Source organism: Moraxella nasibovis, assembly GCF_029581575.1.
GTDB classification, from domain to species: Bacteria; Pseudomonadota; Gammaproteobacteria; order Pseudomonadales; family Moraxellaceae; genus Moraxella; species Moraxella nasibovis.
Genome location: NZ_CP089975.1, coordinates 739,197 through 764,991, shown reverse-complemented (window position 1 = coordinate 764,991; position 25,795 = coordinate 739,197). Strand labels below are relative to the sequence as shown.

22 protein-coding genes and 1 tRNA gene are annotated in these 25,795 nt (G+C 47.2%); 5 read left to right on the top strand and 18 right to left on the bottom strand.

What is annotated here, in order from left to right; all coding sequences use genetic code 11:
* Positions 1-68: 68 nt before the first annotated feature.
* The 4 genes from LU290_RS03640 to greA form a co-directional block, all read right to left on the bottom strand.
* The gene (locus LU290_RS03640; protein ID WP_277809201.1) at positions 69-899 is read right to left on the bottom strand and encodes a TIGR03915 family putative DNA repair protein; all 831 of its coding nucleotides are present in this window, start codon (positions 897-899) and stop codon (positions 69-71) included.
* A gap of 149 nt (positions 900-1,048) precedes the next feature.
* Positions 1,049-2,305, bottom strand: a complete 1,257-nt coding sequence (locus LU290_RS03635) for a putative DNA modification/repair radical SAM protein (protein WP_277809200.1) — start codon at positions 2,303-2,305, stop codon at positions 1,049-1,051.
* 677 nt (positions 2,306-2,982) lie between these two features.
* Positions 2,983-3,348: a SirB2 family protein gene (locus LU290_RS03630; RefSeq protein WP_277809199.1), complete on the bottom strand. Its 366-nt coding sequence runs from the start codon at positions 3,346-3,348 to the stop codon at positions 2,983-2,985.
* A 9-nt stretch (positions 3,349-3,357) separates the two neighbouring features.
* Positions 3,358-3,834, bottom strand: a complete 477-nt coding sequence (greA, locus tag LU290_RS03625) for a transcription elongation factor GreA (RefSeq protein ID WP_277809198.1) — start codon at positions 3,832-3,834, stop codon at positions 3,358-3,360.
* A gap of 498 nt (positions 3,835-4,332) precedes the next feature.
* Between greA and LU290_RS03620 the strand changes: the two genes are divergently transcribed.
* On the top strand, positions 4,333-5,442 hold the full coding sequence (locus tag LU290_RS03620) for an AOC03_06830 family ribosome hibernation factor (protein WP_277809197.1): 1,110 nt from the start codon (positions 4,333-4,335) through the stop codon (positions 5,440-5,442).
* Between the two features lie 521 nt (positions 5,443-5,963).
* Here the strand turns inward: LU290_RS03620 and LU290_RS03615 are convergent.
* From LU290_RS03615 to LU290_RS03595, 5 genes are all read right to left on the bottom strand, one after another.
* Positions 5,964-8,042, bottom strand: a complete 2,079-nt coding sequence (locus tag LU290_RS03615; RefSeq protein WP_277809196.1) for a cytochrome c biogenesis protein CcdA — start codon at positions 8,040-8,042, stop codon at positions 5,964-5,966.
* Positions 8,043-8,199: 157 nt separating this feature from the next.
* Complete coding sequence (cydX, locus tag LU290_RS03610) at positions 8,200-8,325, bottom strand: cytochrome bd-I oxidase subunit CydX (protein ID WP_277809195.1); 126 nt, start codon at positions 8,323-8,325, stop codon at positions 8,200-8,202.
* A gap of 83 nt (positions 8,326-8,408) precedes the next feature.
* Complete coding sequence (gene cydB / locus LU290_RS03605; protein ID WP_277809544.1) at positions 8,409-9,545, bottom strand: cytochrome d ubiquinol oxidase subunit II; 1,137 nt, start codon at positions 9,543-9,545, stop codon at positions 8,409-8,411.
* On the bottom strand, positions 9,545-11,155 hold the full coding sequence (locus LU290_RS03600) for a cytochrome ubiquinol oxidase subunit I (RefSeq protein WP_277809194.1): 1,611 nt from the start codon (positions 11,153-11,155) through the stop codon (positions 9,545-9,547). The genes cydB and LU290_RS03600 overlap by 1 nt, the downstream gene beginning before the upstream one ends.
* A gap of 191 nt (positions 11,156-11,346) precedes the next feature.
* Positions 11,347-12,342: a porin gene (locus tag LU290_RS03595; RefSeq protein WP_277809193.1), complete on the bottom strand. Its 996-nt coding sequence runs from the start codon at positions 12,340-12,342 to the stop codon at positions 11,347-11,349.
* A 523-nt stretch (positions 12,343-12,865) separates the two neighbouring features.
* On the opposite strand from LU290_RS03595, the gene LU290_RS03590 reads away from it, so the two are divergent.
* Positions 12,866-13,555, top strand: a complete 690-nt coding sequence (locus LU290_RS03590; protein WP_277809192.1) for a MiaE family protein — start codon at positions 12,866-12,868, stop codon at positions 13,553-13,555.
* A gap of 121 nt (positions 13,556-13,676) precedes the next feature.
* Here the strand turns inward: LU290_RS03590 and LU290_RS03585 are convergent, their stop codons facing one another.
* Complete coding sequence (locus LU290_RS03585; RefSeq protein WP_277809191.1) at positions 13,677-14,366, bottom strand: pirin family protein; 690 nt, start codon at positions 14,364-14,366, stop codon at positions 13,677-13,679.
* Between the two features lie 168 nt (positions 14,367-14,534).
* On the opposite strand from LU290_RS03585, the gene LU290_RS03580 reads away from it, so the two are divergent.
* Positions 14,535-15,428, top strand: coding sequence for a WG repeat-containing protein (locus LU290_RS03580; RefSeq protein WP_277809190.1), 894 nt, complete (start codon positions 14,535-14,537; stop codon positions 15,426-15,428).
* A 32-nt stretch (positions 15,429-15,460) separates the two neighbouring features.
* Here the strand turns inward: LU290_RS03580 and LU290_RS03575 are convergent, their stop codons facing one another.
* From LU290_RS03575 to hflX, 3 genes are all read right to left on the bottom strand, one after another.
* A complete protein-coding gene (locus LU290_RS03575; RefSeq protein ID WP_277809543.1) occupies positions 15,461-16,153 on the bottom strand; it encodes an LrgB family protein in 693 nt (230 codons plus the stop codon).
* A complete protein-coding gene (locus tag LU290_RS03570) occupies positions 16,146-16,580 on the bottom strand; it encodes a CidA/LrgA family protein (RefSeq protein WP_277809189.1) in 435 nt (144 codons plus the stop codon). The genes LU290_RS03575 and LU290_RS03570 overlap by 8 nt, the downstream gene beginning before the upstream one ends.
* 169 nt (positions 16,581-16,749) lie before the next feature.
* Positions 16,750-18,138, bottom strand: a complete 1,389-nt coding sequence (gene hflX, locus LU290_RS03565; protein WP_277809188.1) for a ribosome rescue GTPase HflX — start codon at positions 18,136-18,138, stop codon at positions 16,750-16,752.
* A gap of 76 nt (positions 18,139-18,214) precedes the next feature.
* On the opposite strand from hflX, the gene folP reads away from it, so the two are divergent.
* Positions 18,215-19,090 carry a dihydropteroate synthase gene (gene folP / locus LU290_RS03560; RefSeq protein WP_277809187.1) on the top strand — a complete coding sequence of 292 codons (876 nt, stop codon included), beginning with the start codon at positions 18,215-18,217 and terminating at the stop codon, positions 19,088-19,090.
* 161 nt (positions 19,091-19,251) lie between these two features.
* Positions 19,252-19,336, top strand: a tRNA-Leu gene (locus LU290_RS03555).
* A 425-nt stretch (positions 19,337-19,761) separates the two neighbouring features.
* Here the strand turns inward: LU290_RS03555 and LU290_RS03550 are convergent.
* From LU290_RS03550 to gpJ, 5 genes are read right to left on the bottom strand one after another with little or no spacing between them, the layout of a single operon-like run.
* Positions 19,762-20,418 (bottom strand): M15 family metallopeptidase, encoded by a 657-nt coding sequence (locus LU290_RS03550; RefSeq protein ID WP_277809186.1) that lies wholly within the window; start codon positions 20,416-20,418, stop codon positions 19,762-19,764.
* Positions 20,419-20,440: 22 nt separating this feature from the next.
* Positions 20,441-20,743, bottom strand: a complete 303-nt coding sequence (locus tag LU290_RS03545) for a hypothetical protein (RefSeq protein WP_277809185.1) — start codon at positions 20,741-20,743, stop codon at positions 20,441-20,443.
* Position 20,744: 1 nt separating this feature from the next.
* Positions 20,745-21,116 (bottom strand): hypothetical protein, encoded by a 372-nt coding sequence (locus LU290_RS03540; protein WP_277809184.1) that lies wholly within the window; start codon positions 21,114-21,116, stop codon positions 20,745-20,747.
* Between the two features lie 47 nt (positions 21,117-21,163).
* On the bottom strand, positions 21,164-21,334 hold the full coding sequence (locus LU290_RS03535; RefSeq protein WP_277809183.1) for a hypothetical protein: 171 nt from the start codon (positions 21,332-21,334) through the stop codon (positions 21,164-21,166).
* Between the two features lie 8 nt (positions 21,335-21,342).
* Entirely contained in the window at positions 21,343-25,737 is a 4,395-nt protein-coding gene (gene gpJ, locus LU290_RS03530; protein ID WP_277809182.1) for a TipJ family phage tail tip protein, read from the bottom strand.
* Positions 25,738-25,795 lie beyond the last annotated feature (58 nt).

The window sequence follows — 25,795 nt, the reverse complement described above, 5'->3', positions numbered from 1 at the left end:
GGCAATGCAGAACAAAACCATGGGCGAAAAGTCTTTCGACCATGCCAAGGGCAATGCAAACCAAGGATTTAACGCCCTTTTTTCTCCACCAGATAGCGCCAATAACGGCGTGGCATTTGAGCGATGTGGTGCTTGGGGTTAATGCGTTCTTTAATCGTCACATGACGAAAATACGCCTGCCATAGCCGCTGATAGATCGGCTCTTTGTCGCTATGAAAAGCATGATGATCTGTCAGCATCGTCTCATCAATGTCCACGATATCTTGCACGCCTGCCTTAGGGTCGTGATGATCATAAAAAATCCCATAGCCTCGCACCACATCAAAGATGAGCCAGCTTTGGTCGGCAAAACGCTTGGCAAAAAAATCACCGATGAGTGGCAGGACATTAAAATCAGGATTCACCTTAGCAAAATACACGCCCTGCACCGTATCCTCAAACCGCACAAACGCCTGCATTCGGTGACGCTCTCGCCCCACTTTCTTAATGCGCGCCTGCACCGCCTGCACATCAGGGTGGGCAAAGTTTGCCATCACACGGCGGTGTGGATTATCCAGCTGATACACCACCACACGAAAGAGATGCGTGTACACCATGGGATCTTCAGACAAAAACGCCCAGATGACATCACGCACGCTTAACATCTCTTGTAGCCGAGTCAGCACCCGAGTCGCCTTGTCGGCATCGTTTGCCACCATCACCACCTCATCCAAAAAGCTGTCCACATGGTCATGCGCCGCCTTAATGAGCAGTGGCGTACGCACCAGCTTATGCTCATAAGCATAAAACACCGCCGACAGCCAGCCCTCAAAGCTGCCATCAAACACCAGCACCGTGCGCACATCAGACGCATCATGGCGTAGGTCGTTGCTTGGGTCAAAAAGAGATAGAGAAGTCATAAGCTCATAGTTTGTCAGTCCAAAGGCATTGACAGATGATGACAGATTTTAAACATTTCTAGTTTTAAACATTTCTAGGCAGGCTTACGGGATTTGCAGGCGGATGCATGAAAAACACCGCCTTTGCCAAGCACGCTGTCCAAACCTCACTAAAAAAGCACCAGCTGTCCTGTGCGGTCGTCTTTAAATTTACTTTGCGTCCTTGACAGCAAGACATCACGAAAGTTGTCTTTCATCAGCTCATTTAGGTGTGGATTAGGCACATGAAGCGCCACAAAATACTTGGCACGATTCACCGCTGCGCCCATCTGTTTGAGGTGGTCTAAGGTGAGCGTGGTGAAGCGTCTGGCGCTCACGATTTTCTTTGCCGTACGCACGCCAATGCCTGGCACACGCACCACCATCTCATAAGGGGCGGTCTGAATATTGACTGGAAAATGCTCACGGTGACGCATCGCCCACGCCATCTTTGGGTCAAATTGCAAATCCAAAAACGGATTTTGCGCATCGACGATTTCCTCAGCACCAAAGCCATAAAAACGCATCAGCCAGTCTGCCTGATACAGACGATTTTCACGCACGAGCGGTACAGGCGTGCTGATGTCAGGCAGGCGCTTGTCCGACAGCATCGGCACATAGCCTGAGTAGTACACTCGTTTTAGGTCGTATTTTTCATAAAAGTGACTCGACAGACGCATGATCTGATGATCAGTCTCGCCAGTGGCACCGATGATGAACTGCGTGGACTGCCCTGCTGGTGTGTACTTTGGGGCGTGCTTATGGACCTTGCGAGAATCTTTAAACTGCACAATCTGCTCTTGCACCGTCTGCATTGGCGCTTTCATGTCATCATGATTTTTCTCAGGCGCAAGTAAAGCAAGTCCTGATTTGGTGGGGATTTCCATGTTCACCGACAGCCTGTCAGCGTACAGCCCCGCCTCTTTCATCAGCTCATCAGACGCCCCCGGGATGGTCTTTAAATGAATGTAGCCATGAAAACGATGCTCGGTGCGCAAAGTCTTGGCGACACGCACCAGCCGCTCCATCGTGTAGTCAGGATTTTTAAAAATCCCAGAACTCAAAAACAGCCCCTCAATGTAGTTACGGCGATAAAACTGCATGGTCAAATCCACCACTTCCTCCACCGTGAATGCCGCTCGTGGCGTATCGTTGCTGCGGCGAGAAGTGCAGTAGGCGCAGTCGTAGATGCAGTGGTTGGTGAATAAGATTTTTAATAAAGACACGCAGCGACCGTCCTCGGTGTAGCTGTGGCAGATGCCCGATTTTGATGAATTACCCAGACCACCTGTGTTTTTGCGACTGCCACCGCTTGATGAGCAAGAGACATCGTATTTGGCGGCGTCGGCTAAGATAGAGAGTTTTTGTTCGATGCGTTCGTGATTCATGTATGAGTTGAAGTTCCTTTTAAATGACAAGAAATGATGCGTTTTGTAGGGGCGGAAAATTTTTCGCCCGTACGATGTGGTAAATACTTGTAGGGGCGAATTGCAATTCGCCCGTACGATATAATCAACCATTTTCGCCTATTGATATGGCAAATGTCGATGTTTATGGGGCGAATATTATTCGCCCCTACGATACAATCTTTTCGCCCCTAAGATACAATACCATTTTTCACCCGAACATACCACCATCATTTGTCCGCACGATGGCAAATGCCGTAAATTTGATCTCTCATGATGGTTTTTATATGGGCAGTGTTGGTAAATTACAATGTTTGTCATCCATCAATTGCAGGGGCAAAAGATTTTTCGCCCTTACCACAAGCAGAGTCGTACATTTCGTTTTTGATTTGCAATTGTTGGGCGTGGGGTGAGTTTTACCCACCGTTTTCCAAATCGTATTTTTATTGGTGGGTAAAGCCCGCCCTACCAAAATTTGATAAGATGTGGGTTCGCAGATTTGTCGGGACGAAAGATTTTTCGCCCCTACCACAAGGGCGGAATGATGATTTATAACGGGAAGTTTGTGGATGGATTGGGATTTTGTGTGATGCTATGGGACTTTAGCCATTCTAATTGGTGGGCAAAGCCCACCCCACTCACCCACTTCAATCCTGCAATCACGCACCCAGCATGGGCTTGGCGAATGCCAAAAAGACGATACCCACATAAGCGATCGCTGCAATGAGCAGTCCTGCTTTGGCTTGAGCTGGCGCTGTCAGGTAGCCACGCTGCGCCTTAGCGGTCGCTGATGCCGCCACGATGAGTAGCACAAGCTTTGCGATCGCCCAGTGCTGAGCGCCCGCCACCTGATACAGCTGCCAAAATAGCCACAGCCCAGATGCCATCACGATGGCGTACAGCAGATGGTTAATGACCTTCACGGCTTGAGGCGAGCGATACTTACCCCCTGTCAGAATCGGCAAGGCCTGCAAGATAAATATCAAAAGTAGCAAGACCGCCATCAACATATGCATGTGCTTCATGCGTCATCCTCACTCATAAATCACTTCTAAAATCTCAAATTCCACCAAGCCACTTGGGGTCTGAATCTTGGCATCGTCGCCTTCTGATTTACCAATCAGACCACGAGCGATGGGCGAGTTTACCGAAATTTTACCCGTCTTGAAGTCCGCTTCGTCGTCTCCGACCAGCTTGTAGCGACACTCCTCGCCGTTTTCAATGTTTTCTAGCACCACCGTCACCCCAAACACCACACGCCCATCTTGGTTGAGCTTGGCAGGGTCGATGACCTGCGCACCGCCAAGCTTCGCTTCGATATCACGAATACGAGCTTCACACAGACCTTGCTGCTCACGAGCGGCGTGGTATTCGGCGTTTTCTTTAAGGTCGCCATGCTCACGAGCCTCTGCGATGGCGTTGGTGATGCGTGGACGATCGACGGTTTTAAGCTGTTTTAATTCTGCTTCCAAAGCAGCATGACCTTCTGGTGTCATTGGGTAGCGTTGCATGAGCGTTCCTTTTTTAGATTGACAATTTTTAATAACGCATTTGTGTCAAATCATCATGGCACAAATACAAAAAATCCTGCCAAACAGCATTCGGCAAGACCAACATGGGATAGATTTGGTGTCATTGTAGCAACTTATCACCAAAAAAACAAGCAAACATTCCCCCATCCCCCTTGATTGACAAAAATCGCAACAAAGCTACGATTTATTTACAATTAAGCATCATCAGACAGGCATTTGCCATAAACACACAACCCAAAAAGACATTTCTACACTTGCCACGATGCCTGCAATCTTTTAAGATACTTATCAGTTAATGCTTTTGAATAATTTTTTTTCATAACTTTTTCTGATGAATTATTGTCTTGAAAGAAGTGTTGAAATGAATAAAGAGAGCATGGCTGAGTTTGTGAGTAAATTTTTTTTAAGTTTATTTAGTTTAGTTTCATTTAATTTTAAGTAGCAAGTTTCATGCTTTTTTATGCAAGGAGAAACATCATGAAAACCACATTAAAATCACTTCGCCAAGTGCGTGCCAACCCTGCCGTAAGCGTATTTGTAAAAACGCACCGTACTCACCCAGACAACGAGCAAGACCCAATCGCCCTAAAAAATCAGCTAAAAGTCGTTGAAGACCGTCTAAGCGAAGAGTATGACAAGCGTACTAGTGATGCCATCCTTGAACAAATCACCGCTAAGACCGATGAGCTGGATCCAAACTACAACCTAGATACTTTGGCAATCTTTGCCACCGAATCAGAAGCAAAAGTGTTGCGCCTGCCATTTGATGCTGCCGAACGCGTCATCATCGGTGAGAAATTTGCCACTCGTGACCTCATGCGCAACATGTCGCAAGCGGTACACTACTATGTACTGGTCATCACCAGTGAATACGCTCGCTTGATCGAGGCGGTGGATAGTCGCTTGGTTAAAGAAATTGCAGGCGAAAGCGTGCGCCAAGAGCAGATGAACGAGCTGACTTTCCCAATCAAAAACACCACGCTACCGACAGGCTCAAAAGCCGACCGCACTGGCTCATCGGACGATCACAGCTATCTTAAAGAGTTCATGAACCGTGTGGATAAGAGCTTGCAGCAGTTCCGCAACATCGACCCATTGCCAGTGATTTTGGTTGGCGACTCTCGCACTTTGGGCTTTTATGAGCAGGTGTGTGACAACACTTCATTCATCCTAGGCAAAGTCGATCATCTGCCAAACCTAGAAGACGGTCGTGCCGAAGACATCATCGAAGGCGTGCAGGAGCTGGTGGATGAAAAACGCAACACACGCTACGAGTCAGCGCTTGGCGACCTTGAAAAAGCGCGTAACGAGAAAATGGTGCGTACTGACTTGCAGCAAATCTATCGCTCTGCGGTCGAGGGCAATGCTGTTACATTATTGGTGCGTCAAGGTCATATCGTGCCTGCCACCATTGATGAAGAGGCGATGACCCTAATGGTCAGCGACGATGCCACTGCGGATGGCGTGACCGATGATGCGGTGAGCGAAATCATCGAGCTTGTGTCTCATAATGGCGGCGAAGTGGTATTCCTACCAACCGACAAGATGGATGAAAAAGAGCCGATCGCCCTGATCACTCGCTACTAATCCATCAAGATTGGCAGAATCTAGTAAATGACAGTCGTAATGGCTGTCATTTTTTTGTTTGGCGAAATGGGATTTGTAGGAATTGTAAGGGCGAATTGCAATTCACCCTATGGGTAGAATGACAATTTGCAATAGGATGTGTAGGGGCGAAATATTTTTCGCCCCTACCCAATGATGAAATGAAATATTTTTCGCCCCATGGACACAAACCCAAAATTTGACGGGTAGGGGCGAATTACCACTCGCCCTATTAATAAAATTCACCCTATGAGTAAAATAACAATTTTTGATAGGATTTGTGGGGGCGTGTGGGAGTATGTAAGGGCGAAACATTTTTCGCCCTTACTAAAATTTGACGAGGGTAAATAATATTTACCCCATGGATAAAATAACAATTTTAAGGGATATCAAACAAGTTCACCATCGATGGTACGCTTTATACTGCTTTTGAAATTCGGCGGACAATCAAACACACCATCAGACGGTCGCCAAAAGCCAAAACTGCCGATGACAGCCGATAGTTATAATGCCGACAGCGCCTGCTCAAAATCAGCTCGCTTGGTCTGACCCACCAGCACCTGAACCAATTTACCCTCTTTATAAACAAGCAGCGCTGGTGGACCCATCAGCTCATAGCGAGCCAAAAAGGCACGGCTGTCATCATCGACTTCGGTGATGTCAAACTTCACCAACTGCACATCTTGCATGGCGGCAGGACGATGCGTGAACAGCTCACGCTCCATGATGCGACACTCCACACACCAATCCGCCGTAGCGTCGATCAGCACTTTATCATGACTGGCTAATATCGCATCCAGCTCAGCTAAGGTCTTGACATGGCGGTCTTGATGAGTGTCTTGTACAGCTTTGGCTTGATGAATGATGGCAAGCGGTCGCCACGCATCGCTCGACCCTAAGGCCGCGCCCAATACCAGACAGGCAGACCAAGCGAGCATGAGCATTGAGAGCGCTCGAAATGGCAGGCGCACCAGCTGCCACAGCCACACACCCACCAAAGAAAACCACAGCGCCCACGCCACCAGCACAAAAGGCGAGACAAACACTCGCTCCGCCAAAATAAGCGCCACAGCAAACAACAACAAGCCACAAAATTCCTTGACCTTAGCCATCCAAGCGCCCGCCTTTGGCATAAACCTGCCCTGCGCCATGCCAATGAACATGAGCGGCACAGACAAGCCAAGCCCCAGTGCAAACATCGCAAAAAAGCCCACAGGCACGCTACCACTCAGCGACACCGCCACGAGCGCTCCTGCCATTGGTGCAGACACGCAAGGCGACACCACCAGTGCTGAGAGCGCCCCTGCCACAAAGCTACCGCCAAAGCTACCAAGCCCGCCATCTGCCGACTGCGATGTCGCTTGTAGCTTATCACGCAAGGCAGCAGGCAAGCCCACCTTGATGGCGTCAAACATATAAAGACCTAGTAGGACGAACAACACCGCAAAGCCAAGCAATACAATAGGGCTTTGCAGGTAGCCGATGACATTCATCGTCCGCCCAAGCCAAGCGATCAGCGCACCCAAGAGACCATAAGCGCTCGCCACACCCACGCCATAAAACATAGATAGTAGCAGACCTTTTTTGCTGTTTACGCCCTCTTGACGAGCGACGATGTTCGCCACGATGGGGATCATCGGATACACGCACGGCGTAAATGCCAATAAAAGCCCCGCCAAGAACAAAAGCACGATGGCAAGCATGGGCTTATCATGAATGCCAAAAGGATCTTGGCGTTCTAGGTGATGGTTAAGCACATGCGCTCTGCCATCAGCGCCCAAGCTCATCTTTGATGTCTCATCCATCTGTATGCTTTCGCCGCCACTTGTGAGTGTATTTGATGATGTATCAGCCTCGTCTGTCTTGGCGGTGTCGTCAGTACTGATGGCGTCCGTCAGAGCAGTGTTGCTTTGATCTTGGGGCGGTGTAGGCTGGACGATGTTGGCGGCTGTCTGCTCGGTGGTGCTGATTGATGGGTTTTTGGCTTGATGGCTTTTAGTTCGGTTTTGATCATGATTGGGCGCAGTGCTTTGGGTGGATTTCTTAGTAGATGACTGAGCAGATGAGCCAGAGCCTTGGGTGGTTGCATCATTTGCGCCATTAGATTTTTTGGCGTTGGACAAAGTCAGATTAAAAGGCACACGCTCAGGCGGATAGCACAGCCCTGCTTTGGCACAGCCTTGCCAACGAAAGCTTGCCGCTGCGTCATTTGCCACACCGCTTAAAGTCGCCCGAGCCACCACATCTTCTTCAAAGACCGCCACATGACCGAAAGTCGGATCGTCAATCATGCTTGGCGCCTTATCAAAACGCCATGCCGAAGCACTCACACCCTCAGGCAGGCTCAGCGTCATCTTATCACGATACACATAATGCTCAGGCGTCACCTTAAAGCTTGCCACCAACTCATCGCCTTCGATGCGTACATTGACCACAAAAGCTTGATTGACTGGCAGAAATTTTTGCGCCTTTTGTCCAAACAGCGCCGACAGCCCACCGCTACTGGCACTCGCAGGTGCAGCAAGAAAAACAGTGGAAGCACAAAGCATGGCGACGGTGAGCTTTTTGGCAGTATGAATCATGATCAGCAAAACTTAAAAATACAACCCCTCATTATAACATCATTTTCACTGTTTGCCAGTCGATGAATGTACGAAACTTCCGCCCAATACTCAATGATAAAAACCATGCAACAAACAAGTTACATGGTTTTTAAAAAGCGTCTGGCGAGCAAGAATTTTAGTCCACATCCACTTCTTTATAAAAAGCGTTATGCCGAGACTCCTCAAACTCCACCCACACTGCACTGATGATGGCAAGCAGGACCGCAAAGCCCAAGCCTAATATCCACGCAAAATACCACATGATCTTTCTCCAATTTTTATCTTAGCAAAGTTTATTGCTTAATTTTTTTGCTTAATTTTAGTCGCTCATCGAGCAGATCAAAACTAATACAGCGTATGCTCATTTTCCTTGATATAGGCTTTGGTGACCTTGCCACGCATGATGGCATAAGCCCAGCTCGTATAAGCGACGACGACAGGCAACAGCAGCACCGCCACATACAGCATGATCATCAAAGTCAGATGGCTAGATGCGCTGTCCCAGACAGTCAGGCTGGCACGGGGGTGGCTCGATGACGGCATATAAAAAGGAAAAAGCGCCACGCCTGCCGTCATGATGACCGCCAGCACCGCCACACTCGATGCGACAAATGCAAGCAGCGTCTTAGCCCATCTTAATAACAGCACCGCCACCAAAGGCATGCACACACCAAGCACAGGAAACGCCCACAACAGCGGATTTGCCTGATAATTACCAAGCCAAGCGCCTGCTTGTAGCGACACCGCCTTTGACATCGGGTCGATAAGCGCGCCTTTATCGATCTCACTGGTGATGACATAGCCGTCAAGATTTGCCACCCAGACACCCGCCAGCACAAACAGCACCACCATCAAAACGGCAAAAATACTGCTGTATCGCATCGTGCGAGCCTGAATCTCACCGACCGTGCGATGCGCCAGATATACACCGCCTTGCATGATGAGCATACACACACTCACCAAGCCACACAAGAGCGCAAACGGACTTAATAAGCCAAAAAACGACCCAGTATAAGTCGAGACCAAATACTCATCAAAGACAAAAGGCACGCCCAAAAACAGATTGCCAAACGCCACACCAAATATGAGCGCAGGCACAAATGAGCCGACAAACAGCCCCCAATCCCATGCCTGACGCCAGCGATCATCTTTGACTAGGCTGCGATATTTAAAGCCCACAGGACGCAAAAACAGCGCCCAAAGTGCCGCCATCAGCGCCCAATAAAAGCCGCTAAATGCCGTGGCATACACCAAAGGCAGCGCCGCAAAAATCGCACCGCCTGCCGTGATAAACCACACCTGATTCCCCTCCCAGTGTGGTCCGATGGTGTTGATGATCACACGGCGCTCGGCATCGGTCTTGCCGACAAAGGGTAGCAGGCTACACACTCCCAAGTCATGCCCGTCCATGATGGCAAAGCCGATGAGCAGCACGCCGATGAGTAGCCACCAGATGAGTTTTAAGGTTTCATAATCAAAAATCATGGCAACTCTCCTTTAAAGTGCTGGGGGTTGATGAGACGGGTGTCTTGATTTTCACCATGATAGCGACCCGTACCAAGGCTGGCAGGACCCAGTTTGATGTATTTTTGCATGAGATAAATCTCAACAATAAACAGCAGCGTATAAAACACCACAAACCCTGCCAATGACCACATCACGCTGGTGGCGCTGATGTTCGACACCGACAGATGCGTCGGCAAAATGCCATACACCGTCCAAGGCTGACGACCATACTCCGCCACAAACCACCCTGCCTCAGCAGCGATCCAAGGCGCAGGCAGCATGATGACCGCAAATTTTAGTAGCCACGGCTTTTGCATAAAGCTGCCTTTGATGGTGTAAAATAGGCTGAGCGAAAACAAAATCAGCATCAAAAAGCCAAGCCCCACCATCACGCGAAATGACCAAAACATCGGCGTCACACTTGGAACGGTATCATCCACCGCCTGAGCAATCATCTCTGGCGTCGCCTGAGTTACATCTTGTGTGTATTTTTTGAGCAGCAGCCCAAAGCCTAAGTCGTTTTTGTTTTTTTCAAAGTTTTCAAGCACCTGCTCATCGCTACTGCGCCCTGCACTTTGATCGGCACGCATGGTGTCTAGCGCACTGACAGCGATGATGCCGTTTTTGATGCGCTCTTCATTCACCGTCTTGATGTCATGTATGCCCAGTATCTGCTTATCAAAAGAGCGAGTGCCGATGATGCCCATCGCATACGGGATATGCACCGCCCAGTCATTTTTGCCTTCTGCCTCATTGATGCTGGCAATGAGATTAAAGCTGGCAGGCGCAGGCTCGGTCTCCCACATCGCCTCCATCGTCGCAAGCTTGGTTTGCTGTGCAAGCCCAATAGAATAGCCAGACTCATCACCCAAGACGATGGTGCTACAAATCGATGCAAAGCCAAACGCCGCCGCCACATGAAAGCTGCGCTTAGCAAACTCGACATCTCGCTTTTGTAGCAAATACAGTGCCGAGATGGCAAGCACAAATACCGCACCCACCACATAGCCTGCCGACACCGTATGCACAAACTTATTTTGCGCATCAGGGTTTAGCAATATCTGACTAAAACTCACCATCTCCATGCGCATGGTCTGATAATTAAACTCAGCGCCGACAGGGTTTTGCATCCAGCCATTGGCAATCAAAATCCACAAAGCAGACAAATTCGTGCCAAGTGCCATCAAAATTGTCGTCAATAGATGTTGCACCCGACTCATTCTTTGCCAACCAAAGAAAAACAGCCCCACCATTGTGGACTCTAAGAAAAACGCCATCAAGCCTTCAATGGCAAGTGGCGCACCAAAAATATCTCCCACATAGTGCGAATAATACGCCCAGTTCGTACCAAACTGAAACTCCATCGTGATGCCAGTCGTTACCCCAAGCGCAAAGTTAATACCAAACAATTTACCCCAAAACTTGGTCATGTCCCGCCAAATTTCTTTGCCTGTGATGACATAGACCGACTCCATGATAACCAAAAGCCATGTCATGCCAAGCGTCAGGGGAATGAACAGAAAATGAAACAGTGCCGTAACCGCAAACTGCAACCGTGAAATATCCACCAAAGATTCGGTGATCATAAACACCTCAGTGTGATTTTATGGACAATAAAAGTCTTGTCATTATACTCTGATTTTTACTGTTTGTTTGATGAAATGAAACAAATAAAATGAATATAGAGTCATGTAATTTTTGCAGATATTACACCCCAAAAACATAAAAAAAAGCCCACCCTTACGAGTGAGCTTTTTGATACATATTCTAAATCAAATTAGAACTTGTATTCGATACCGCCACCGATGCCGTATGCGTCTGCATCAACACCTGCAACTTCACGCTGCAACAATGCACCGTAGATGTGACCAGTAGTGGCTTGGTTGAATGCGTATTTACCACCAACTGCGATACGCTGTTTTTCTGAATTATTTAGACCAGCAACATTGTCCACTAGGTCAAGCTGACCGTAAGCAGTCCAAGGAGTTTGAGCTACTTTGTAGTTAGCAGATACTGTGAAAGCATTTTCATTGTTGTCAGTATCGTAGTCAGTGTGCTGATATAGAGCACCTGCAGTCAATACTGGGCTTAGAGCATAAGCACCGCTCACACGAACCGCTTTAAGTGCATCGCCAGCTTGGATATAAGTAGCACCTACTTTGTAAGGAGCGTTGGTTGGCTCGTATTTAGCACCAATACCTGCGATATCTCGAGTTACATTAATTTTATTACCATCAATATCTAGTTGAGCGGTAGTATTGTTAAGCTCATCCATAGCATACATTGCCATGAATTGTACGCCGTTACGCTCTGGTGAGAAGTAAGCGAATGCGTTGTTGGCACGAGGTGCATCAAAAGTAGCTAGTACATTGTCGCCACCAACGACACCGCCTTGGGTTACATTAGCGTAGTTTACATAGTCGTCAATTGCAGTCAGACGACCAGCGACCAAAGTACCGTATTGCTTGTTCGCAAGACCTAGGTAGGTGTCACGAGAGGTGAACTGAGTTGAGTTGTCGTCAACTTTTACACCGTATTCTAGTTGATAAACTAGGTCAGTGTTTTGAGTCAAAGCTTCTGAGCCTTTAAGACCGATGCGAGAAGCATTAGAGTTTAGTTGAGTGCGAGCATTATAGTCACCTAATACAGTGCTAACATTATCACCATCTTGCACATCAAGAGTAAGGAATGCTTTACCATAAACGGTTGGCGCAGCTTGTGCAGCTGTGATCGATAGAGCAGCGACGGCTGATGCTAAAAGTAGTTTTTTCATGGGTTTCTCCACATTTACATTTTTTAGTTGGGTCGCTAAAAGCTGCGCCCAATACAGAACGAGTCATTCGCTCTGCCAGATTGCTTTAATGAAATAAAAAAAATGGCAAATCTTTGAGCATAACAGCACAAATATCCTTGCCAATTCCCTACTTCGGTTAATAGAATACCAATTTTGACATATTTTGCAACACCTTTTGGGCAAAAAATTTATTGATTTTTATGATTTTTTTATTTTATCTTTTAAAATCAATGAGTTATGTTATTATAAAATTTTGATTTTTTTGTTAATATTAAGATAAATTCTTATTTTCAAGCTATTTTATAACAAATTTATCACGAAATTTGCCGACTTTCTGGCAGAATTCACCCCACCATCGCCCAAAAAGTGTGCTAAAATACTCAAAGCATCGTAACATTATTAAGCGATATTAAGCGGATTTTTACACAGACAAAACAAATGTTTACACATTTTCACCATCCTTGACCGTCATTCAAGCCATTTAAAAAAGCAGAAAATCACCATGCAACACCCTACTTTAAGCACCAGCGACATCGCCCCAGAAGACGACTTACAAAGCATCACCACCCGAGCAAAAGCCACCACCGACATCAGCCACATTCATGATTTTCTAGGTGCAAGGACTTCTGATAAATGGCTTGCTGTCGCCAAAGAAAATCTTCCCTTGCTCATGCTAGACCATGCCAACTGCGAGAAAAAAGCAGCTGGGACGGCGATGAATTTGATTTTTCGCTATGAGTTTCATCGTGAACTGCAAGAACGATTGGCTCAGCTGGTGCGTGAGGAGATGCTACATTATGAGCAAGTCATCACGCTGATGAAAGAGCGTGGCATCGAGTGGTCGCACCTGCCAGCAGGTCGCTACGCCAAAGGACTACTCAAACACAAGCGCACTTGGGAGCCTGCGGCGATGGTGGATGTGCTGATCATTGGGGCGTTTATTGAGGCTCGTTCCTGCGAGCGATTCTCGGCATTGGCAGATGTCATTGATGATGAAAAATTAGCACGCTATTATAAGTATCTATTAAAGTCGGAGAGTCGCCATTATGAGGACTATCTGCGACTGGCTGAGTCCATCACCGATGAGTGCATTGACGAGCGAGTGGCGTTTTTTCGTGAAGTGGAGGCTGAGCTGATTGATAGCCCTGATGGCGAGCTAAGATTTCACAGTGGCGTGCCTGATTGGGTGTGATTGACTTGACAAAATCAAAAGAGGGCGTGAAATTTTTCACCCCTCTTTATTCTAAAACAGCTTTTTTTTTAAAACAGCTTTTTAATTTAAATATGATGATACAGACACATTCGCCTGCGCATCACACCCTTGGCAAATCAAACAACAAAAACTCAGCAAAACTTTGGCTGACTGCCTTAAACTGCGATTCATCAACGATGGCAAGTGCATCGCCTGCTTGATAAGTCTTGCCATCAATCTGGACGCTCCCTTTGGCAACTTGTAGCCAGTAAGCCCGAGTCTCATCAAGTACCACCACCTGCTCACCATCTAACTGATGTCGCCACAGCTTCATGTCTTGATAAACCACAAAAGAGCCATCATCGCCACTGGGCGATAAAATCAAAGTCGCTCCCATCTTGTCAGCAAAGCGAGCCTGCTCGTAGCGTGGCGTTACGCCCATTTGATTTGGCATGATCCAAATTTGATACAAATGTAGCTCGTCTGTGTCGCTAGGGTTGAACTCCGAATGACGCACGCCTGTACCTGCTGACATGAGCTGAAACTCGCCTGCTGGCACGGTCTCGCTATTACCCATGCTGTCCTTGTGAGCCACCGCCCCATTTAGCACATAAGTCAAAATCTCCATGTCCTTGTGTGGGTGCATGCCAAAGCCCATGCTAGGGGCAATCCAGTCCTCATTGATCACACGCAGTGCTGAAAAACCCATAAAACGAGGGTCATAATACTCAGCAAACGAAAAGCTATGGCGAGAAGTCAGCCAGCCATGCTCGGCAAGCCCACGCTCGTGGGAGAGTCTTGGAATCATCATAACAACACCTATGACCTATTTAAAAATTTTTCCCATTATAAATCTTTAAAAATGGGAAATAAATAGCATTTTTGTTGATGTATCATTTCTTAATAGGAAAATTAAAACACACTTGCCAGCATCATCAAGATGGATTATGATAACCCCATTACTCATGGAGATGTCATCATGAACATCAAAACCCTTATCTTTGCCCTATCTTTTTTACCCCTATCCGCCTTAGCGTGCGAAAAACCACAGGTTGTGGAATACGATGATGTCAACTGCCTATTAGAAGGTTTGGCAAGGGTGGAACAAGATGGTAAATATGGTTTTATTGATAAGACAGGCGAAGTAGTCATTCCTTTGCAATATGATTTTGCTTTTGATTTCTTAGACGGCTTGGCAAGTGTAGAACAAGATGGTAAATTTGGCTTTATTGATAAAACAGGTCGGCTTATCATTCCTTTTCAATATGATGATGCTTGGAACTTTTCAGAAGGCTTGGCAAGAGTTGGGCAAAATGGAAAAAACGGCTTTATCGACAAAACAAATCAGCTCATCATTCCTTTGCAATATGACAATACTGGGAGCTTTTCAGAAGGCTTGGCAAGTGTAGAACAGGATGGCAAATATGGTTTTATTGATAAAACAGGTCGGCTTATCATTCCTTTTCAATATGATAATACTCGGGACTTTTCAGAAGGTCTGGCTGGGGTAGCTCAAAACACCAAATGGGGATATATCAATAAAATAGGTGAAGTGGTTATTCCCTTTCAATATGATTATATTGGAGAGTTCTCAGAAGGCTTAGCTGGGGTAGCTCAAAACACCAAATGGGGATATATCAATAAAATAGGTGAAGTGGTTATTCCCTTTCAATATGATTATATTGGAGAGTTCTCAGAAGGCTTAGCTGGGGTAGCTCAAAACACCAAATGGGGATATATCAATAAAATAGGTGAAGTGGTTATTCCCTTTCAATATGATTGGGCTTGGGATTTTAAAAATAACAAAGCCCCAGTATTTCTGAATTATGAAATCTTTTATATAGACCACTTAGGCAACCGCATTGATCAATAAAATAAAAGCACCCAAGTAGGTGCTTTTTTAAATCATTTTAGTAGCCATAATATCGCCACAGGCAACCACACCGCCGTCACCAAGCCGTTAATCGCCAAGCCAAATGCCGCATAGCGTCCTGCGGTGGGGCTGATTGTCCATGCTTCGACCGTACCAATGGCGTGAGCGACCAGACCCAGTGCCAAACCTTTGGCTCGGTCGTCTTGTACATTTTTAAACAAAATACGGCACAAACCTGCTCCCAAAATCCCTGACACGATGATGATAAGATTTGCCATCACCAGTGGTGCATCAATCACTTGAGCGACCGACAAGCCCACAGGCGTGGTAACCGAGCGAGTGGCAAACGCCAAAATACTGTCCATATTCAGGGCAAACAAATAAGCAAGCGACATCGGCACAATCGCCCCAACCAAACTTGCCAAGACCACGATGATGGAGAGTTTTTTGACAGGCAGGCCCTTAAAATCCATACCTGCCAAAGGCACGGCAAGTAGCACCGTACTATAACCAAGCAGGCGGTCAAACACAGGTTTGGCATTGGCATAATAAGTGGCATAAGGCAGTTGAATCACCAACAAAATCAGCAAAGTCAGCACGATGGCAATGATAATCATCGGCACGCCACGAATGAATTTATTAAGATAACGCAGGACATATTTTGCCCCCACATGGGCAATCAATGTAACGACAAAGGCAATGATGATGGTCGTACTGTCAAGCATTGGCATGAGCATTCTCCTTGCGGTCGTCCTTATGGTCGTCCTTGAGCCATTTTTCGGCAAGTTTGGCAAATGCCCACAGCGGAATGACCGTACTGATGATGATCACCGCCGACACCGCCATCAGATCGCCCCCCAACCCAAACATCAAAATCCCTGCCCCTGCCGACACAGGCAAAAACGCAAATCCACTATCCACCAACAGTACGCTTGCCGATGACGACAGCCAATTTGGTAATCCGCCCCGTGCCAGACGCACGCCCATCAATACCACAAACAGCGACACCAAGCCGACAATATTGGTGGCGGTTGGCATACCCAAAGCGGTACAAACCACCAACGCCAATTCACGCACGCCCACCACGATGATGACGGTCGCAAGCATTCCTAGCCAAAAGCTGGGCGATTTGGTCAAATAAGGCGATTTCATGGCTGTCCTTGTGATGGCAAATGAGTTTTTATTAAATCATTACACGCTCATAAGGTCAAGGTTTTGAAAGGTCTGACAAAAAATGTTCGCCATTTCATGAAAAAATAACCGACAAAACATCTGGTCTTGTCGGTCTTAACTGCGTCTATCTACAATGTCTTGATGACATTTAATGGCAAAACGGATCCAAATTCTCATCGCCATCAAACTTAACATCCACCTTTTCAAACTCTTCAAGCACAGGCAAAAACTGGCTTGCTTCGTGTGGCGGTAGTATATCAAAGGCATCAAGATGGTGCTTGCCAAGCAGCTCTTTTAATTTGTCTTTGGCAAGGCAAACCGTGAGCATTTCATGCCCTGTTTCATCATACTCGCTTTGGACAATCACGCCCAGTTCGTGCAAGGTATTTTTAAGCTGGCCTGCATGATAAGGCAAGGTCAAATGAAATTTGGACAAACCGCCCACCAGCAATTCTTGCACCGCTTGGCTAAGCTTATCCATACCCAGATTTTCACGAGCCGAGACATAGACACGGCTTGGCACGCCTTTATCTTTATAATGAATGGTAGGATTTTCGTGCGTGCGGTCAATTTTGTTATGCACCAGTAGCACAGGGGCGGTCGCCCCAATTTGAGCAAGCACGCCATTGACCGCATCAATCTGCTCGTGCATTTCAGGGCTGCTGCTGTCAATGACATGGAGCAATAGGTCAGCTTCTAAGGTCTCTTCAAGTGTGGCGTGAAAACTCTCCACAAGCTCGTGGGGCAAATTTTGCACAAAGCCCACCGTGTCCGCCAGCACCACATTACCCACACCTGCCCATTTGACTTGGCGGAGCGTGGGGTCGAGCGTGGCAAATAGTTGGTCTGCGGCATAAATTTTGTCATCAGCAAGCAAATTAAACAGCGTGGATTTGCCTGCGTTGGTGTAGCCCACCAGCGAAATGGTCGGCACTTCGGATTTTTGGCGTTTGGCTCGTCCTTGCAGGCGAGTTTTTTTGACTTTATCAAGTTTGGCTTTGAGCTGATTGACTCGGATTTGTAACAGTCGGCGGTCGGTTTCTAGCTGCGTTTCGCCCGGCCCCCGAAGTCCGATACCGCCTTTTTGTTGCCCAAGATGGGCATAACCACGCACAAGCCTTGATGACAAATGGGTCAGCTGGGCAAGTTCCACTTGTAATTTGCCTTCATAAGTCCTTGCTCGCTTGGCAAAAATGTCCAAAATCAGCCCCATTCGGTCAATGACTTTGCATTGCAAAACCTTTTCCAAATTGCGTTCTTGACTGGGCGTCAGTGTATGATTAAAAAGGACAATTTCGGCACCAAGCTCGGCTACTTTTTGGGCGATTTCGTCCGCCTTGCCCGTCCCCACGAACAATTTGGCAGACGGTTTATTCATCGTGCCTGTAATCTCGCCCAAAATCTCGGCATCGGCAGAAATGGCAAGCAAGCGAAATTCGTCCAAATCGTTTTGATTGTTCAAAAACTCATTGCCCTTAATGGTACAATGAACCAAAATGGCCTTTTCGCCCCCTTGATGTCGGTCGGAATGGTGCAAGGAAATTTCCTTTTTGAATGCTTAAAATGCTTAAATTGTGGTATGATGATAAATTTCAAGTCGCAGTTTGTCAATCATGTCTCAACTTTTGTCCGCCCAGTTGTCCGCCAATGGCAAAACCTTAGAATTATCCACACCCAAAATCATGGGCGTGCTCAATGTTACGCCTGATTCTTTTTCGGACGGTGGGCGATTTACCGCCATAGATACTGCCTTGCGTCATGTTGATGAGATGATGGCTTGGGGTGTGGATATCATTGACATTGGGGCGGAATCCACTCGCCCAAACGCTGCGCCTGTGAGTGATGAGCTTGAGCTTGCTCGCCTAACGCCAATCGTGCGTGAACTCAAAAAAACCCACCCCAATCTTTGGCTATCCATTGACACAAGTAGCCCTGTGGTGATGGAGCAAATGGCAAATTTGGGGGCGGACATTTGGAACGATGTGCGTGGGCTACGCAGGGCGGGGGCGGTAGAGATGGCGAGCCGTCTTGATTTGCCTGTGGTCATCATGCACTCACGGGGCGAACCTGATACGATGAATGAATTGGCGGTGTATGATGATGTCGTGCGTGATGTGGTGGGCGAGCTTGGTGCGTCCGTGCAAAACGCCCTCAATGCAGGCGTGAAACGAGAAAACATCATCATCGATGTCGGCATGGGCTTTGCCAAAAATCACGAGCATCATGTCGCTTTGATGAAAAATTTGGACAAAATTCAGGCTTATTTTAACTTGCCTATGCTGTTTGGCGTGTCTCGTAAGCGTTTTTTGGGCGAGATTTTGGGGCAATTTCCCCCTGCTCAAAACCACACGCCCACCGACAGAGACATGATCGGGGCGGTCGCTCATCTGCTCGCCATTCAAAAAGGGGCGAACATCGTGCGTGTGCATGATGCAGCAAGCATGGCTCAGGCGCTAAAAATGTGGCAAATCACCCAGAATGATTGGTAAAATTATTGATAAAAATTTCATAAAAATCAATGATTTAAAAATTATTTTTAAAAATATGGCAAAAATCACTTGCCAAATTTTCAAATCCAAGTATAATACCGCCCATCAAGACGACATCGCAAGATGATTTAAATTCTTGGATGTGGCTTGATGAACAACTTGGGGTCGTGGCGAAATTGGTAGACGCACCAGATTTAGGTTCTGGCGCCGCGAGGTGTGAGAGTTCGAGTCTCTCCGACCCCACCATATTTCAAAAAGCCGATGATTGATGTCATCGGTTTTTTTATTTTCTATCTCTTTACCATTCCTGCCAACTTGCGCCATTTGCCAAATTTTATTGCCAAATGGATTGTAATTTATCAAGGCTTATTGTACAATACAGCCCTTGCAGGCGGTCTTGCCTTGCAGCCCTAGGGCCTATAGCTCAGTCGGTTAGAGCAGGGGACTCATAATTAGTATTGTAAAGTGCTGTTATGACAACAAATAACAACATTTTACAGCAAAATCATAGAGTTAAACCTAATACTCACGCCACAATAACAACAAATAACGACATATAAAAAGGCATAATAACAAATTTTTGGTCTACTATGCGTCTACTACAACCCGCTCTTTGAGTGGGTTTTTTGACAAAATAAAAATCCCCCAACCAAAACGGCTGGGGGATTTTTTTAGGCAGGGATTTCAAAATGTGGACCATCAAGAAAACGCCCACCGCCATTGCGATAAGCCTTGACCCACTCTTGTGGTGTGCCTGCCCTGCCTGTGATGACCGACCACGCCCCACCCCAACGCAATCTTACGCCCAGTTCGTTTGCAGCTTGTGCCATTGCTTTGGCAAGCGGATAATAATGGTTAAAATCCCAACTCACCTTGCCAGCAACAATAGGCACAATATCTACGGCATGACCTGTCAAGTGGCGTGAGTTCATCGTTTTACTTGCGCCTTTTTTGACAAGTTCGGCTTGTCGTGCTTTGGTGCGTACACCTTCGATGACCGCAAAATCAAGGCTGCTGATTTCAATCGCACGCTTCACCACTTTGACCAAGTTATCATTGACGCCTTTTAGATTGTTTAGGCTTCGTTCGCCCAGCACAAAACCGCTCTTGTTTACTGTCGTTGGCGGCGTGGCGGTTGGCTCGTTGTATTCTGGGTGCGATTTGGATTGTTCAGCGACAGCGCGGATTTCGTCATGTGTGCAGGCTTTGACTTGACTTGCCAGATTGACTGCTTCGACCGTCATTTTGCCAGCGATGCCGTCAATGTCGCCCTTATAATACCCTGCTTTTTTAAGCGTGGTTTGAATTTGTCTAATATAACTACTCATAATTTACTCCAAAAAAAGCCCCTCAGTTGGGGCTTGAATGTCTAAATCTCTTGCGAAATCGCAAACAGTGTTTTTGTACTTTGAGCAGATTGCCCACCCAAGAAATAAGCAATAAGCCATGGCTAAACACATCGACTGCGGTTAGCCCATGCTCGTCAAGGCTTGCATATAGCAAGACCGACCAGCCAAGTGTGCCAACGGCGGTAAGCCATGCGTCTGCCGTGGGTGTTTTGACACGCTTATTAAAGCCTTTAAGATGGCGGATAAAAGTATATCCGCCCAAGGTAAACCCAATCACACATAAGATGATGTTAATCGTTAGCATATTAACCCCCTTTGTCTGATTTTGACCAAGGCACAAACTTATCTTGCGCTGACTTATAAAGCGCATCTTGGCGTTTCTGGTCGCTTACAAATACAAGAAAACCTGTAATGATTGGCGTACTTAACAGCGATGTGACAAACCCCCAAAACAGCAGTGTGCTTGGCGGCGGCTCGGCGTTTTGATTAAGATACAAAACCATCGCCATGCCAGACATCATGCCAATCAAAGGCTTGGAGATAAACGGATATTTAAGCCGATTATCGATATCGCCAATCATGATAAATGCGCTGGCAAAGCCACCAAAGGCGCAGAACACCCAAAAAGGCAACCAGCTCAATAAAAAAGGGGCTGATAGCCCCGAAATGTCGGTCATAATAACTCCAATAAAAAACCGCCTTTTGGCGGTGTGGGTTAAAAAAATTAAATCCAAGCACCATCAATCCAGCGCCACTGCTTAGAGCTGTCAGGCGGTGCGGTCAGCGTAAAATCTTTGTCATTGCCTAAGTCTGCGATGACATACTTTGGGTTGCCGATGTCTGTATATAGATATTCGCCTGTGTGTTTGTTGTAGATATACAATCGCACTAACATATAGTTTCTTACCTCTTGATTGCTAAGCCTAGTATTCTAATGCCTTCTGCTCTTACAGATGGTCTATCGCCATGATAACTTATCACGACAGTATATACAGGATTGTTGGGTGGATTAAAATCAAAAATCGGTGGTGAGCTTTGGTTGGAGTTTGCTGAGTTCCAAGCCGATGAGAACGAAAACCCATCTTCATGCAAAACCAAGTCATCTCGCTTTATTTTGATTATTACCGTTGCGCTAGACTGATGCCATGCACTCGCCAAGATTTTTTTCCAGCCAAAAAGCAGGCAAACAGCTGAACCCTGCGTATTCATCGTGAATCTTAATACAGTGTGTTCAACCCCTGCTTGATACTGGCTTCCCCAATCTGTTTCTTGATACCTTGGCGAAATTACCGCCTCACCTGCAATCTGCAAGGTATCAACTTGTGCTACACCGATTTTCGCGGTGGTAATTGCCGCTTCTCCAATCTTGGCGCTGTCAATCGCACCATTGGCAATCTTAGCGTTATCGATAGCACCGTTGGCAATCTTAGCCGATGTTATCGTAGCATTGGCAATATGGGCATTGGTGATACTCGCATTGGCAATACTGGCACTATTAAGCCACGCCCCCGCAGGATAGCTTACGCCATCGATGGTGGTGGTGCGTGTCGTAAAGACAAACGGCTTTTTAGCACTCGTTGTCGCCCCAAAGTAGATTTGGTCGGCGTTGATGCCAAAACGAGAAGTAACACGACCATTTTGTAGCTCGCTCATCAGACCATAACCGCTGATAAAGCCGTTATTGTCCACCGTTACCGCTTTAATCGCACGCACGCCATTGACCGACTGCTCCACACTGCGAATGCTTGCCGTTTGACCGCCTACGGTGGTTTGGAGATGACTGACTTTCTGAGCTTCTGCGGTAATTCTGCCGTCCACTTGTGTGACACGGGCACTTAGGTCGTTTAAGGCGGTGGCGTTGGCTTTGTCATTCAGCTCACTACCTGTTGCCACCTTTTCCCACGCTGACCAGTTGCCGTTATGCCGCTGACGCACCCATTGGTTTTTAGCATTGTTGTCTTGTCTGACAGTCTGCATGACAATCCACTGGTCGTTTGATGTTTCAACATCGACAAATAACCAGTTAGTCGCAGGGGCATTGGGATTATTACCAGCTTTGATAAAATACTGCCCCTGAGTGGTTAGCGTGTTTAGGTCGGTAACGGCATTAATTTCTTGGCGTTTAAGACTGGCTTCAAATCGCTCCACACGCCCACTAATAGCCTCATCGGTCTGGGCTTTGGTGTAGTAATTATTCAAAGCCGTGGCGTTTGCCTTGCCACCTAGACCGCTTTCTAGCGTGCGGATTGCTTGACTGTTGGCGGCGTCGCCAGTTGCTCGTGCGGTTTCTTCTCTTGCCAAGCGTGCCGTGATGTCAGTATCGGACTTTTTGTAGGCGGTATCAATCGCACTAATCCTTTGACCTAATGCACCATCAGCATCCGCTCGTGCCTGTTGTTCGGCGGTTAGGTCGGCTGTGCTTGCTTTGCCGTTCATCTCGCTGTTTAAGCGGTTAATGGTTGTCGCCTGTCCGCTTTGGGTCTGCTTTATCGCCGTGATTTCGCTATTTGCAGTATCGCTTGCCGATTTTAAAGCGGTGTATTTTTGCGATAAATCACCAGTTGTTACGCCAAGCTCACGGATAGATGAGGTATGTCCGCCCACCGTTTGCGTTAAGTTCGCCAATTCCTGCGTTTTGGCATTATTGGCGGTCTGCAAAGTGCCAATGTCACGGATTGCCCCTGTGATGCGGCTTCGCTCCGTGCCAATATCTCGCATGGCGGTGGCAATCTGCTGATTAAGCTGTGGCAGTTGGCTGTTTACGGCATTAACTGCACTTTCAAGCCCGCCAATCTTGGCAATCGGTGTCCGCAAAGTCTGATCCAGATGGCTTTGGTTGATTTGCCCACTAATCAGATTAAGCACTTTGTCGGCGTCTGCCGATGTCGTGCCACTGACCCAGTCCGTCCAGTCCGATGTATTACCCAATTTGTCCACAATCCGCCCCCGATAAAACTGGGTCAAATTGCCTTGTAAGCCTGTGATTTCGTGCTTATTTGTCGGATAGGCAAATGTACCAAGCGTGGCAATGTTTGAGCGACCGTCAGGCGACACTTGGATTTCTGTAAAGTTGGTGTCATCGCTACCAGCATTAAAAATCCAGCCAAGCTCCATACCAAACAACAAGCCTTTGATGACAAGGCGTGCAAGGCGTGGTGGTTTGCCCACTTTACCTGCGATATTGGTTAATTGGCTTGATGTGGCTAGGCTTTCATTGTCAAAGGCATCAACTGCACGCACACGGGCTTGGTAGTTGCCGGCATACACGCCGTCAATATCCATGCTTTGCCCTGACACTTTGGGCAAGGTTTGCCAGTTGCCATCATCTTTTCGCCATTCGACAATGTAGGCGGTTGCACCAGTCACTTGTTCCCAGTTGATGGTGAGCGTGGTAACCGCTTGTCCTTGGTGTGTGCGAGTGTTGGCACTCAGTGTTACTGAGTTTGGGGCGGTGATTGGCGTGGCATTTAGCACGGTGTAAGGCTGTGGCACAACCACCGCTCCTGTGTCCACCACCGCATATTTTTGGGCGTTGTATTCTAAGGCGGTGATGTCAAAGGTTGCGTCATCGTTTTGTGCAATGGTTAAAATACGAAACTGCTTTAATTTTAGATCATCACTAATGACTGCCCAAATATGCTCAGGCTCGGCATTGATTGGCTTGTCAAGGGTCAAAACCTGCCCACGCACGGCACTGATTTTGGCACTTTGTGCGCCGTCCGTGCCATTGACGATTAAAGTATCGCCCACTTTACCCGCCACACGGTCAAGGGTGATGACACGCTTGTTGGTGGAAACATTGACGATTTTGCCAGAGATGGCACGCCCTGCAAAGACATTATCTGCCACATTGATGATTTGCCCCACTTGTGGGATAAAGCCCATCAAGCCAGTTTTAAAACTCACGGTTTGGGTTTCTAGTTGCTCGGCTTTCAATGCCCACAGTCCTGCTCGTTGTGCTTGCCCTTGACTGGTACAGCCAAAGGCAGCAATGTCTAGCACTTTTACGCCATATCTGGCGATGGCTGCCTCATCTGGAATCAGCTCATACTCAGTGCTAAAGCCGTTTTCTGGATTGTCCCATGCGACTTTGGTAAGTGTATGGCGGTCTCTTTGCCGTGTGCCTGTATAAGCAAATTCACCGCCCACGACATTAGCAGGGCTAAATGTATATACAGGCTCTTTTGGCGTGTCGCTATCCACGATGATGTTAGCTCCGTCCCAAAACGACAGCCCACGAAACACGCTTGCCAAGTTTTGTAAGACACGATAGGCATCATCGGCTTTTTGGATATAGACATTGCAGGTAAAACGGGGTTCTTGACCGCCTTTGCCGTCATCCACCAGCTCATCGCAATATTGCCCAATCTGATACAGTCGCCATTTGTCCACCATGCCAGCCAGTCGCTCACCAAGTCCATAGCGTTTATGAGTGCATAGGTCATAAAACACCCACGCAGGGTTATTGCTATACGCCATTTTAAATGTACCGTCCCACAGCCCTGTATAGGTGCGTGCGATGGGGTCGTAGTTCGTCGGTACTTGGATAATTTTGCCTTTTAGACGCACGGCAATTTTAGCGATGTTGGAGAAAGTTTTGGCGTCATAAGACAAGCTCAAAAGTGCTGTTGCTGGATAAGCGAGTTTTGCGTCAATGATTTCGGTCAGTGCGTCAATATGCACGGTATCAGCGATTAAATCACTGTTACGGTTGGGCGTGATACGGCGGACACGGATTGTCCAGCGTTTTGCTGTGCCAGCATTAGGCAGGTCAATGCGGTGTGATTTTTTATAGCCTTGGCTTGCCTTACCACGCACAGTATCGGTCAAGACTTCAACAAAACTGCCACCGTCCGTCTGCACATCAATGGCGTAACTGATGGCATAGCCTTTGATGTTCCCACTGTCATCTTGCTCACGCAGGGCGTTGAAGTTTAGACGCACACGCACGGCGGAGAGTTCACGGTTATTGATGGCTTTGACCCATGGGCGGTCAGAACGAAGCTCCACACCGACATTGGTCTCATTTTCAACCGCAGGAAAACCTGCGATGTGCGTCTGATCCAGCGTGCCTGTGCGAAAATCCCAGTTTACATTTGTAAAATTAGGCTGTCCGTTGTCGTTGATTAAGGGCGTGCCGTCAAGTCGGATAGACTTACCACCATCCGCCAGCCCCATAATCTCACCCTCAGCCAAGCCATACATGATGTTAGCATAACTGGTAGCGACCAAGTCATCAGGGGCAATGTGCGGCTTTTGCCCACCGCCCTTTTGTTTTTTTGCGCCGTGAATGTGCATTTTTTTACCTTTTTGTATTGACAAAATATTAAATTGTTAGTACAATATAATAAAAATT